We start from the raw sequence: 12737 nt of genomic DNA, 5'->3' as shown, positions 1-12737 counted from the left end.
GCCTCGCGGGTAAACCCTGCTCCTACACGGTAGGAGCCGACCTTGGTCGCGATAAGGGCACCGCGGTGTTCTGGTAGACCACGCCGAATTCATCGCGAGCTATTCCGGCTGCCTCGGCGTGAGTACCGATGCGGTGTCAGTCTCCGACGAGAACGTGAGAAATGCGAGGTGAGTCTCGTATCGCTCCAGCACGTCATCGATGACTTGCTGCTTGGTCAGCCCCATCAGGTCATACCCGCCGGACCCCGTCTGTGTAAACACCTCAAGCCGGTAGTAGACGTCGATCTCACGCGTCATCCGGCCACTGAACATCGGTACGGGCGCCTCCACCACGGCGACGTGGTAGAGGAAATCGCGGAACGAATCCATCGACACCCGCAGCAATGGCTCGTTGAGGCCGTGGGTGTTGACCACGGTATCGCGCAACACGTCATACCCTTGCTTGCGAAACTCAGCGACCACTTCGTCGAGCGCTGGCTGCACCGTGCGGTCAAGAAATTGGGTGACCTGCTTGAGCGACGGAAACGAACGCATATGCTCAAGGCGCTGCTTCCACGACCGTTCTGGAACATGGCCACCAATCGGGGCCATGGACGGCCTGCGCAACACGCGCCCTTCACGCTCGGCGCGCTCCATGCGCAGCACTTTGTAGAAAGACGCCATCACCAGATAAGCGATGACCGTGACCGGCAGCGCGAAGATGAGCGTCGCGTACTCCATGGTCGTTACACCGCCTGCGATCAGCATCGCCACGGTGAGTACGGCGGTGAGCACAGCCCAGAAGATGCGCAGCCAGCTCGGCCCGTCGTGTGATGGGTCCGGAATTGAAGAGGAGAAGTTCGACATCACCATCGCGCCCGAGTTGGCGCTGGTGAGGTAGAACAGCAGCCCCGAGAGCGTCGCCAGCCCAATCAGGAACATCGAGCCTGGGAACATCTGCAACAGTGCGTACCAACCCCGCTCCGGGCTCTGGACCGCAAGTTCGGCAAACGCGGTGTTGCCCTGCATTACCTGAAACAGCGCGGAGTTGCCGAACAGCGAGACGATGATGAAGTCGCACAATACCGGTGCGGTAATGGCTGCAATCACGAACTCGCGCAGCGTGCGCCCGCGCGAAATACGCGCGAGAAAGACCCCGACAAAAGGTCCCCACGCGAGCCAGAACGCCCAGAAAAACAGCGTCCATCCGGCCATCCACTCGGCGCCACCGGGCTCATAGGCGAAGGTTTGCAGCGTGCGTGCGGGGAACGTGACCAGGAACTGGCCGATGTTTAAAACCAGGGCGTTCAAGAGAAACGCCGTTTGCCCAGTGAAGAGGATGTACAGCATCATTGCCACGGCGCTCCAGAGGTTCAGCTCGGCGATCAAGCGGATGCCTCGGTCAACGCCAGACGTAGTAGCCGCAATGGTCAGGACCACCGCGCCGATGACCAGCATGATTTGCAGTGTGAGCCCCTCCTCCAGGCCGAAAAGCAGCGAGAACCCGACGCTTAGCAGCACGACGCCGATGCCCATCGAGGTGGCAACGCCGAACACCGTGCCCACCAGCGCAAAAATGCTGATGCCGTCGCCCAACGGGCCGCGCACGCGCTTGCCCAGCAACGGGTAGAGGGCTGCACGGATCGACAGAGGCATGCCCCACCGATACGAGAAGTACCCCATCGCCATGCCCAGCAGTGCATACATCGCCCAGCCTGCGATGCCGTAGTGGAACATGGTCCAGACCACCGCATCCTGCATCGCCGCGGCGGTGCTGCCGTCGCCAGAAGGTGGATGCAGATACTGCACCACCGGGCCTGTGACCGAGTAGAAGAGCATGTCGATCCCGACCCCTGCGGCGAACAGCATCGCCACCCAGGTCAGCAGCTTGTACTGCGGCCGCGAGTGGTCGGGGCCAATTCGCACGTCGCCTTCTTTTGAGAACGCGACCCAGAGTACGAAGCCGATCACCAGCGTCATGGTGAGTACGTAATACCAACCGAGGTTTGTCGCGATCCAGTCGACGACGGTCTTCATCGTCGAACGGGCTTCATCGGGCATGATGATGGCGCAGATGGAAAAGGCGAGGATCACGACCGAGGAGACGATCAGCACGCTCCAGTTGATGTAGGCCTCGCGATGCTCCAGAAGCTCCTCGGGCCCTTTGCTGAGGTCACTGCGCGAGACCGGTGTTTCGTCGTCCCAACTTTCGTGCCGGCGCTGCGTACCGCCGAATCGTTTGCGCTCAAGCGGAGGAAGGGAACTCGCTGATTGCGCGGATTCTGAGCGTTCGTCGTCGGTCGACATGGGCTGACTCCTGCAGTGGGACGCGCTGCCCCTCGGGGTTGAAAGCGCGATAGGCCTCGCGCACTGCATCAGACGCTAATGAGTGTAGCGTCTGATGTTTTCCCCGTGATGTTTCAGACGGCTTGCTGGAGCTGTGGCACGATCTCAAACAGGTCGCCCACCAGGCCGTAATCGGCCACCTGGAAGATCGGCGCTTCTTCGTCCTTGTTGATCGCAACGATCACTTTGGAGTCTTTCATCCCCGCCAGGTGCTGGATCGCGCCGGAGATACCGACGGCGATGTACAGCTGTGGGGCAACGATCTTGCCGGTCTGCCCGACCTGCATGTCGTTCGGTACAAAACCTGCGTCGACCGCAGCGCGGGAAGCACCAACGCCAGCGCCCAGCTTGTCGGCCAGCGCATACAGGTGCTTGAAGTTGTCGCCGTTCTGCATGCCGCGACCGCCGGAAACGACGATCTTGGCAGCGGTCAGCTCAGGGCGATCGGACTTGGCCAGCTCTTCACCCACAAAGGCCGAGATACCGGCGTTGTGCGCCGCCGCAACGGTTTCAATCGAAGCCGAACCGCCTTCTGCAGCAACAGGGTCGAAGCCGGTCGCACGCACGGTGATGACCTTGATGGCCGCCGTCGATTGCACGGTGGCAATGGCGTTACCGGCATAGATCGGACGCTTGAAGGTATCCGCCGATTCTACCGAGATGATCTCGGAGATCTGGTCGACGTCCAACTGGGCGGCCACGCGCGGCAGGATGTTTTTACCGTTGGAAGTGGCAGGCGCGAGGATGTGGCTATAGCCAGCACCCAGCTCTGCAATCAGCGGCGCAACGTTTTCCGGCAGTTGGTGGGCGTAGGCGGCATTATCGGCCACCAGCACCTTGGCCACGCCTGCGATTTTCGCAGCCGCTTCGGCCACACCACCGACGTTGGCGCCGGCAACCAGCACATGAATGTCACCACCGATCTTGGCGGCAGCCGCCACGGTATTCAGGGTGGCCGGGGCCACTGCTTTGCTGTCGTGGTCCGCGATTACCAAAATAGTCATGCTTAGATCACCTTCGCTTCGTTCTTCAGTTTCTCGACCAGTTCTGCCACCGACTTGACCTTGATGCCTGCGCTGCGAGCCGCCGGCGCTTCAACTTTCAAGGTTGTGTTGGTCGAAGCGGTGGAAACACCCAGTGCATCCGGGGTGACGGTTTCCAGCGGCTTTTTCTTGGCCTTCATGATGTTGGGCAAGGACGCGTAGCGAGGCTCGTTCAACCGCAGGTCGGTGGTGACGATAGCCGGCAGTTTCAGAGCAACCGTTTGTGCGCCGCCGTCGATTTCGCGGGTCACCGCCACGCTGTCGCCGGATACTTCGACCTTGGAGGCGAAAGTGCCCTGACCGTAGCCGCTCAAGGCTGCGAGCATCTGGCCAGTCTGGTTGTTGTCGCTGTCGATGGCCTGTTTGCCAAGGATCACCAGTTGAGGCTGCTCCTTGTCGACCACAGCCTTGAGCAGCTTGGCCACAGCCAGGGAAGTCAGCTCTTCGGCGGACTCCACCAACACGGCGCGATCTGCGCCCAGCGCCAGGGCTGTACGCAGTTGTTCCTGCGCCGTGGCCGGGCCGACGGTCACGACGACGATCTCGCTCGCCACGCCTTTTTCCTTCAGGCGCACGGCTTCTTCGACGGCAATTTCGCAGAAGGGGTTCATGGACATCTTGACGTTAGCCAGGTCGACGCCGGAGTTGTCCGCTTTGACGCGAACCTTGACGTTGTAATCGACCACGCGCTTGATCGCTACGAGGACTTTCATGGCAGGCTCCATTGAGAAAGATTGACCCGACAGCACCTGGGGGTGCGCGGGGGTGATGCATATTCAGTGGTCGCCAAGCTGCTCGATCACACCTTGGGCCTTCAATTGGGCCAGGCGCCCCTCATCGAGCCCCAACTGGCGCTTGAGCACCTCATCGGTATGCTCACCCAGCATCGGCGCGGGACGCAGGTACTCCACGGGTGTACCGGACAGCTTGATGGGGCTGCCGACGGTGACGAAATCCGGCTTGAGCGGATGCGGAATGTTCACCAGCATGTTTCGGGCTTTTGCCTGCGGCTCGTCCAGTGCCTGGGCGATGCTGTTGATCGCCCCGACGGGCACGCCTTGCGGGTGAATCCGCTGCACCCACGCATCGGCGCTGTCGCCGAGAAAATGTTGCGACAGGATGGCGACGATCGCCTCGCGGTGGGTCACCCGATCTGCGTTGCGGGCAAAGCGCGGGTCCTGGGGCAGCTCAGGCAGGCCAATGGCACAACATAAGGAGATGAACTGGCTGTCATTGCCGCAGGCGATGATGAAATCGCGATCCTTGGCACGGAACACCTGGTACGGAACGATGTTCGCGTGAGCGTTGCCGTAACGCCCCGGCGGCTTCCCGGAGGCCAGATAGTTCTGGCTTTGGTTACACAGAGTGGCCAATTGCACGTCCAGCAGGGCCATGTCGACGTGCTGGCCCAGGCCGGTTTTTTCGCGGCTGAGCAAGGCTGCCTGAATGGCAACCGTGGAGTACAACCCGGTCATCAGGTCGGAAAACGCCACCCCCACTTTCTGCGGGCCGCCCCCAGGGAGATCATCACGTTCGCCGGTAATACTCATCAGCCCGCCGATACCCTGGATGATGAAGTCGTAGCCCGGCTCCGCCGCACGCGGGCCGGTCTGCCCGAAACCGGTCACCGAGCAGTAGACCAGTCGCGGGTTGATCTGCGCGAGGCTGGCGTAGTCCAGCCCGTATTTGGCCAGTGAGCCCGCCTTATAGTTTTCGATCAGCACGTCACAGCTGGCGGCCAATGCACGCACCATCTCCTGACCTTCGGGCGTCGCCAGATTAAGCGCCACCGAGAGCTTGCCGCGATTGGTGGACTGGTAGTAGGAGGTCTCCTGAGTGGGCTCGTCGTTCTCATCACTCATCCACGGCGGCCCCCAGGCACGGGTATCATCGCCCGCGCCCGGCCGCTCGATCTTGATCACTTCGGCCCCAAGGTCGGCCAGCGTCTGGCCACACCAAGGGCCGGCCAGCACGCGGCTCAGGTCGAGCACGCGGTATCCCGTCAAAGCACCCATTTCATTTCACCTCAGAAGTCAGTTGATCGACGGCGCGACGTGAAGCAGCGACAGGCCCAGGGCGGCTCGACGACGCAACCAAGGGCCTGGGCGGTAACGAGGATCGCCAGTCAGCTCGGTCATGCGCTCAAGAATAGTCAGCAACCGTTTGGCGCCGAGACTGTCGCCCCAGGCCAGCGGCCCCTGCGGATAACCCAGGCCACGGCGCACGCCCTCTTCCAGGTCGTCGACACTGGCGATACGTTGCTGGACGATGTCGCCCGCCAGGTTGACGATCATCGCCATCACCCGTTGGGCGACGAAACCCACGCTGTCATTAATGACACTGACGCCGACGCCGTCGCGGGCCAGCAACGCATGGGCGGCATCACGCATATCGACTCGCGTCGCCGGGGTCGGCATCAGCGTGCGGTAGCGACGACTGTCCAGCAGCGGGTCGATGCACACGGTGCGCGTCGGGTCGGTGGCGAAGCGGCCAGCGGCCGTGGTGGCGTCCAGGCCGTAGGGGGCGAGCAAGCAGAGCGCTTCGCGGCTGGGCTGACTGCCCTGCTCCACCTCTGCGCCCAGTGCCTCAAGCAAGGCACTGAGGGTGGCCCGATCCTCATCGCTCTCGGTACCGAGCCACACGGGCGGCAGCGTCTCGACGACCGGCACCGGCTGCGGCTTGGGTGGATTGATCATCTGCCCGTTGGCGTATTGGTAGAACCCGCGCCCGACTTTACGCCCGACATACCCAGCCTCCAGCATCTGCTGAGTCAACGCCGCCGGGCGATAACGAGGCTCTTGATAGAACTGGTTATAGATCGATTCGATCACCGGATGAGAGACATCCAGCGCGGTCAGGTCAAACAACTCCAGCGGCCCCATGCGAAAGCCCATGCCCTCGCGCAGGATGCGGTCGATCTCGGCGGGCTCGGCCACGCTTTCCTTGAGAATCTGCAACGCTTCAGTGCCATAGGCGCGACCGGCGTGGTTGATGATGAATCCCGGCGTGTCCTTGGCCCGGATACCCCGGTGGCCCATGCGCGCCGCCAACGCCTGCAGGCAGTCACCGACCTGCGGATCGCTGGCCAGGCCGTCGATCACTTCCACCACTTTCATCAGCGGTACAGGGTTGAAGAAGTGAAACCCTGCCACACGCTCGGGGTGCCGACAGCCGCGGGCGATGCTGGTCACCGACAGTGACGAGGTATTGGTGGCCAAAATGCAATCGTCGGCGACCACGGCCTCAAGCTGAGCGAGCAATGCCTGTTTGGCATCCAGACGCTCGATGATGGCTTCCACCACCAGGTCAACGTTTTTCAGTTCCGCCAGCGAAGTCGCTACCTGCAGATGCTCCAGTGTGCGCTGGGCATCGCTGCTGTCGATCTTGCCCTTGCTGACCAGTTTGTCCAGGGTCTGTTGCAGGTTATCCCGGGCGGTTTGGGCAGCGCCTTCGCGATTGTCGAAGAGCATGACCCGGATACCCGCCTGGGCGGCAATCTGGGCAATGCCGGTGCCCATCACGCCGGCACCGACGATGGCCATCTGGTTGATCACACGTGTCATGGGTCACTCCCCTACAAAGTTGGCTTTACGTTTTTCCAGAAAGGCGCGAGCGCCCTCTTTCTGATCCTTGGAGTCAAACAACAATTGGAACGCCTTGCGCTCCAGCACCAAAGCGCTGTCCAACGACATGTCGGCGCCCGCCAGCATGACCTCCTTGATCTGCGCCACCGCCAGTGGCGGCAAGGCGGCGATTTCGCCTGCCAGTGATAGCGCGCGCGACAGCGTCTGGTCGTCGCTCACTACTTCGCTGACCATGCCTATGGCGAGTGCTTGAGGGGCCGGGACCAAACAGCCCGTCAGCGCGATTCGCATGGCCTGGAACTTGCCGACCGCACGGATGAGGCGCTGCGTCCCGCCTGCGCCCGGCATCAGGCCCAACTTGACCTCCGGTTGACCGAAGCGCGCCGACTCGCCGGCAACGATGATGTCGCAATGCATCGCCAACTCGCAGCCACCCCCCAGGGCAAAGCCGTTCACCGCAGCGATCACCGGCTTCGGGCATCGGCTGATGGCCTCCCACAGGTATTCGGTGTGTCGAAGGTGCATCTCGATTGAGCTGGCGTCGGCAAACTCGCGGATATCGGCACCGGCCACGAAACATTGCTCGCCGCCGGTCAGAACGATAGCGCGCACCCGAGCATCGGTCGCCACTGCACGAAAGTGCTCGGCCATTTGCTCGCGCACGGCACTGTTGAGTGCGTTCTTGGCCTCAGGCCGCGAGATACGCACGACGGCAACAGCATCATCGCGAATCTCCAAGGTCACGACTGGCTCGGGTGGGACGCTCATGATTTTTCCTCAATTCGTGTTTCGCTATACGAAACTTGATACCGATATAATGATTTATCATAGAGACGGTCTCAAAGCCCTGTAAACAAGCAATCCAAAAAATCTTATTAAATCCTTATATATCAATTAGTTAATATTATTTGTAATGCGCTTTTGATTTTATTTGAATAGCAGATATAATTTCGTCTAGCGAAACTGTATTTTATTTTCTTGCATTTTCCAGAATCGAGGCCCTAACATGAAACGCAACAACACAGACCCTTCAGCCGATGACATTGGCTTGCTGAGAATGGGAATGCTTGATCCGGCAAGCGGTATGAACGAAGAGGAAAACAGTGGCCAGTTCGTGACAGCACTGGCGCGTGGGCTCGAGCTAATGAGGTGTTTCACACCGCGTGACAACGTACTCGGTAACCAGGACCTGGCCCGGATGACTGGGCTGCCCAAGCCGACCGTGACGCGCCTGACCAATACGCTGATGCGTCTTGGCTGCCTCAAGCGCGAAGTGCACTCGGGCAAATACCAATTGGATGTCGGCGTACTGGGATTCGGCTACGCCATGCTCTCGAACCTGTCGATTCGCACCGTGGCCCATCCCTTGATGGAGGAGTTGGCAAATTACGCGCAGGCCGCCGTCGCCATGGCCGCCCGTGATCGCCTGCAGATGGTGTACCTGGATGTGGTCCAGGGTCAGGGCAACATGACGATGCGCCGGCAAACAGGCAGCTACTTGCCGCTGGCACAGAGTTCGGTGGGCCGGGCGTGCCTGGCGGCGATGCCGGAAACCGAGCGAGAGTTTCTGCTCGACCACATTCGCCAGCGCGAAACGGAGCAGTGGCCCGCCATCCGCAAGGGGCTGGACCGTGCTTTCAGGGATTTTGCCGATTACGGGTTCTGCCTGTCGATTGGCGAGTGGCATCGCGACGTCAATTCCGTTGCCGTGCCATTGCTGCACCCGCAGTACGGGTTACTGACCTTCAACTGCGGTGGGCCGAGCTTCCAGCTGCCACGCGAAAAGCTCATGGACGATATCGGACCTCGTCTGATCAACATGGTTAATAACATTGGCGCCGCTGCTCGCTGACCTTACGCAGAGACGGCGCCCTACACCACCGGCTCGCTTGCGAGCCTTGAGGAGCGCACATGATCCGTGATACCGAAACCCTGCAGATTCTGCTGGATTCCCTTCGCCAGTTCGTCAACGAAGCGCTGATTCCGCGCGAGAACGAAGTGGCCGAGACCGACAACATCCCGGACGATATTGTTGCGCAACTGCAAGAGATGGGGCTGTTCGGCCTGACCATCCCGGAAGAGTTCGGTGGCATGGGCGTGACCATGGAAGAAGAGGTCAACATCGCCTTTGAACTGGGCCGCACCTCCCCGGCCTTTCGTTCATACATCGGCACCAACAACGGCATTGGCTCCATCGGCATTCTGATCGATGGCAGCCAGGAGCAAAAAGCCAAGTACCTGCCCAAGCTTGCCAGCGGCGAGCTACTCAGTGCGTTTTGCCTGACCGAACCCGACTCGGGCTCGGACGCCGCCTCGCTGAAAACCACGGCCGTTCGTGACGGCGACAGCTATATCCTCAACGGTACCAAGCGCTTCATCACCAATGCCCCGCATGCCGGCATCTACACCGTCATGGCGCGCACTAACCCCGAGATCAAAAACGCCGGGGGCATCAGCGCCTTTATTGTCGAACGTGGCACCCCAGGGGTTTCCTTGGGCAAGAGTGACCACAAGATGGGCCACAAAGGCGCCCACACCTGCGACGTGATTTTCGACAATGCACGCGTACCTGCCAGCCAATTGATCGGCGGCGTCGAGGGCGTGGGCTTCAAGACCGCCATGAAGGTGCTCGACAAGGGTCGCCTGCATATTGCTGCCCTGAGTGTCGGTGCAGCCGAACGCATGCTGGCCGATTCCCTGCAATACGCAATGGAGCGCAAGCAATTCGGCAAGCCAATCGCCGAGTTCCAGCTTATCCAGGCCATGCTCGCCGACAGCAAGGCTGAAATCTACGCCGCACGCTGCATGGTGCTGGATGCCGCTCGCAAGCGCGACGAAGGCCGCAACGTCAGTACCGAAGCCTCCTGCGCCAAGATGTTCTCCACCGAGATGTGCGGACGTGTCGCCGACCGTTGCGTACAGATCCACGGTGGCGCCGGTTATGTGAGTGAATACGCCATCGAACGCTTCTATCGGGACGTTCGCCTGTTCCGCATTTATGAAGGCACCACGCAGATCCAGCAGGTGGTCATCGCCCGGAACATGATCCGCGAAGCGCAAGGCTGAAGCCGCCGGCTTTCAATCCCGGGCTCAAACCCGTCAGTTATGGTGACTCTAATGAATGTGGGAGCGGGCTTGCCCGCGAATGACGGCAACGCAGTGCCTCAGACACTCCGCAGCGGCTGGATTCGCGGGCAAGCCCGCTCCCACATTCATTAGCGTTTCACCTTGACTGACATTGGCTTAAGCCCCCTCCCCCATAAATACAATAAGGTAACGCTATGGACACTGCTACTCAGGCGAGTGCGACTGCGCACGCCAAGACCAACACTTGGGTGCTGGTCTTCATCTTCTGCTTTCTTGGATTGTTGATCGACGGTGCCGACCTGATGCTGCTGTCCTACAGCCTCAGCAGCCTGAAGGCCGAGTTTGGCCTGAGCAACGTGGAGGCCGGCAGCCTGGGCAGTTTCACCCTGGCCGGCATGGCGATTGGTGGCATCTACGGCGGCTGGGCCTGCGATCGTTTCGGCCGGGTGAAAACCGTGGTCTGGAGCATCGTGCTGTTTTCCGTCGGCACCGCGGTACTAGGCCTGACGCACAGCTATTGGCAGTTCGCGATCACCCGGTTCGTGGCATCACTGGGGATTGGCGCACTGTACGTGGCGTGCAATACGCTGATGGCCGAATACGTCCCTACCCGCTACCGCACAACGGTACTGGGCACCCTGCAAGCGGGCTGGTCGGTGGGCTATATCGTCGCGACGCTGCTGGCCGGCTGGATCTTGCCGATCCATGGCTGGCGCTGGCTGTTCTACATTGCCATTATCCCGGTGATCCTGGCCGTGGTGATGCAGCGTTTCGTGCCGGAGCCGCAAGCCTGGATCAACGCTCAGGCCGAGCGTGCCAGGAATAAAATCGCAGGTCTGAAAACGCCATCCCCCGAAAAGCGCGAGAGCATGTACAAGCTGATCTTCAGTGATCCGCAGGCTCGCCGGATGTTTATCGCCTGGGCCCTGACGGCCGGCTTCCTGCAGTTCGGCTACTACGGCGTGAACAACTGGATGCCGACGTACCTGGAAAGCGAACTGGGCATGAACCTCAAGTCCATGACCAGCTACATGGTGGGCACCTATACCGCCATGATCCTTGGCAAGATTCTCGCGGGCATTGCGGCTGACCGTCTCGGGCGCCGTGCCGTGTTCGCCTTTGGCGCCTTGGGAACCGCGGTATTCCTGCCGGTGATCGTGCTGTTTAATAGCCCGGAAAACATCCTCTGGATGCTGGTGGTGTTCGGCTTCTTGTATGGCATTCCTTATGGTGTGAACGCCACCTACATGACGGAAAGCTTCGTGGCCAAATTCCGCGGATCCGCCGTCGGTGGCGCCTACAACATCGGCCGCCTGGGGGCTGCGATTGCTCCCGCCGCGATCGGTTTCCTTGCCTCCCACGGCTCGATCGGCGTGGGCTTTTTGGTCATGGGTGCGGCCTACTTTATCTGCGGCGTGATCCCGGCGCTGTTTATCAAGGACAAGCAGTTCGACCCGCAGAAGCAATGATGCATTTGCGCTTGGAATGAACGGTAGGAGCAGGCTTTACCGGAATGCCGGACCACCACGATGGGTCGCGTAGCGGCCCCAATCGTTGGGCCTGCTGTGCAGGCCATCGCGGCTAAAGCCGGCTCCTACCGGGGAGGGTGGTCAGCAGTCCAGAATGCCCTTGCTTTGATTTTTTGTTAAGCTTGCCGCCCCCTAGGCTTTACAGCCGAGCGCATGACCAACCGTCCCCCCTCGATAGGTGACGGTACCGCCCGCATTTTTTCAGCGCATTTCTATCAGGATGGAGTCTCTCTCCCTCCGCTTGTAACTGGCCGAGCCTTGCCAAAACCTGCTGTTGATGCAGGAAGGTGCTCGCCAGTTTCATCATCGCGCTTTCAACCCCAAAGGGGTTGGCGCGTCCCGATACAGGAGTCAGTCCATGGCGATCGAGCCATACGACGACGAACGCTACGAAGGCGCTCAGCCGAGTACGCAAGCGACGAATGCCCAGTCAACAAAACCGCCCGCGCCGCTTGACCGCAGCCGATTCGGCGGTACACAGCGCCGGCATGAACCTCCGTCCGATGAGACGCGCATGACCATGAAGACGGTCGTCGACTGAATTGCGACAAACCTCGGTTGGTACTACGTGCTGACGATGACGCTGGTGGTCGGCTTCGTGCTTTGGGTCGCGTTTTCCAAAGAAGGCGATGTGCGCATTGGCCCCGACCATTCGCGGCCGCAGTACAAGCTGGTGACTTGGGTGGCGATGCTATTCGCCGCAGGCGTCGGGATCGACATGCTGTTTTACTCAGTCACAGGCCCCGTGGTGCAGTATCTGCATCCACCTACTGCCGAGGGCGGCACACCCGCGGCGATGCAAGATGCGGTGGTCTGGACCATGTTCCACTATGGCATCGCTGGCTGGGCGATGTACGCGCTACTGGGCATGGCGATGGGGTACTTCTCGTACCGCTGGGGCATGCCACTGTCGATCCGTGCGGCGCTCTACCCGCTGCTGGGCAAGCGCGTACGCGGCCCCTTGGGCGATGGCATCAGCATCATCGCACTGGTCGGTACCGTGTTCGGTGTCGCCACCTCGATGGGCATCGGCGTCGTGCTGCTGAGCGTCGGGTTTTCGCTGACCTTCGGGCTGGAGCAAGGCCTCACGCTGTAGATCGCGTTGGTGATTGTGGTTGGTACGCGCTGCTTGAGATGTTCCCAGGGTCGATGTTCCTGATCGGGCTGGC

Annotated in this window: 11 protein-coding genes; 5 read left to right on the top strand and 6 right to left on the bottom strand. The window is 60.8% G+C overall.

What is annotated here, in order from left to right; translation table 11 throughout:
* Positions 1-99: 99 nt before the first annotated feature.
* The 6 genes from betT to AC3IX4_RS10675 form a co-directional block, all read right to left on the bottom strand.
* Positions 100-2286, bottom strand: a complete 2187-nt coding sequence (gene betT / locus AC3IX4_RS10700; RefSeq protein ID WP_489260493.1) for a choline BCCT transporter BetT — start codon at positions 2284-2286, stop codon at positions 100-102.
* Positions 2287-2399: 113 nt separating this feature from the next.
* Positions 2400-3329, bottom strand: coding sequence for an electron transfer flavoprotein subunit alpha/FixB family protein (locus AC3IX4_RS10695; RefSeq protein WP_489260492.1), 930 nt, complete (start codon positions 3327-3329; stop codon positions 2400-2402).
* 2 nt (positions 3330-3331) lie between these two features.
* On the bottom strand, positions 3332-4081 hold the full coding sequence (locus AC3IX4_RS10690; RefSeq protein WP_489260491.1) for an electron transfer flavoprotein subunit beta/FixA family protein: 750 nt from the start codon (positions 4079-4081) through the stop codon (positions 3332-3334).
* Positions 4082-4144: 63 nt separating this feature from the next.
* Positions 4145-5383 (bottom strand): CaiB/BaiF CoA transferase family protein, encoded by a 1239-nt coding sequence (locus AC3IX4_RS10685; RefSeq protein WP_489260490.1) that lies wholly within the window; start codon positions 5381-5383, stop codon positions 4145-4147.
* An 18-nt stretch (positions 5384-5401) separates the two neighbouring features.
* Positions 5402-6931, bottom strand: coding sequence for a 3-hydroxyacyl-CoA dehydrogenase (locus tag AC3IX4_RS10680; protein ID WP_489260489.1), 1530 nt, complete (start codon positions 6929-6931; stop codon positions 5402-5404).
* Positions 6932-6934: 3 nt separating this feature from the next.
* A complete protein-coding gene (locus AC3IX4_RS10675) occupies positions 6935-7720 on the bottom strand; it encodes an enoyl-CoA hydratase (protein WP_489260488.1) in 786 nt (261 codons plus the stop codon).
* Between the two features lie 289 nt (positions 7721-8009).
* Between AC3IX4_RS10675 and AC3IX4_RS10670 the strand changes: the two genes are divergently transcribed.
* The 5 genes from AC3IX4_RS10670 to AC3IX4_RS10650 all read left to right on the top strand — a co-directional run bounded on the left by AC3IX4_RS10670 (position 8010) and on the right by AC3IX4_RS10650 (position 12664).
* The gene (locus AC3IX4_RS10670; RefSeq protein WP_489261266.1) at positions 8010-8804 is read left to right on the top strand and encodes an IclR family transcriptional regulator; all 795 of its coding nucleotides are present in this window, start codon (positions 8010-8012) and stop codon (positions 8802-8804) included.
* Positions 8805-8863: 59 nt separating this feature from the next.
* Entirely contained in the window at positions 8864-10018 is a 1155-nt protein-coding gene (locus AC3IX4_RS10665; RefSeq protein WP_489260487.1) for an acyl-CoA dehydrogenase family protein, read from the top strand.
* Positions 10019-10233: 215 nt separating this feature from the next.
* Positions 10234-11508, top strand: a complete 1275-nt coding sequence (locus AC3IX4_RS10660; RefSeq protein WP_489260486.1) for an MFS transporter — start codon at positions 10234-10236, stop codon at positions 11506-11508.
* 418 nt (positions 11509-11926) lie between these two features.
* Entirely contained in the window at positions 11927-12109 is a 183-nt protein-coding gene (locus AC3IX4_RS10655) for a hypothetical protein (RefSeq protein WP_489260485.1), read from the top strand.
* Entirely contained in the window at positions 12110-12664 is a 555-nt protein-coding gene (locus AC3IX4_RS10650; protein ID WP_489261265.1) for a BCCT family transporter, read from the top strand.
* Positions 12665-12737 lie beyond the last annotated feature (73 nt).

It is taken from the genome of Pseudomonas sp. KH_021, assembly GCF_057838865.1.
Note: the sequence above shows the minus strand (reverse complement) of the source record. Positions and strands in the feature narration are given on the sequence as shown.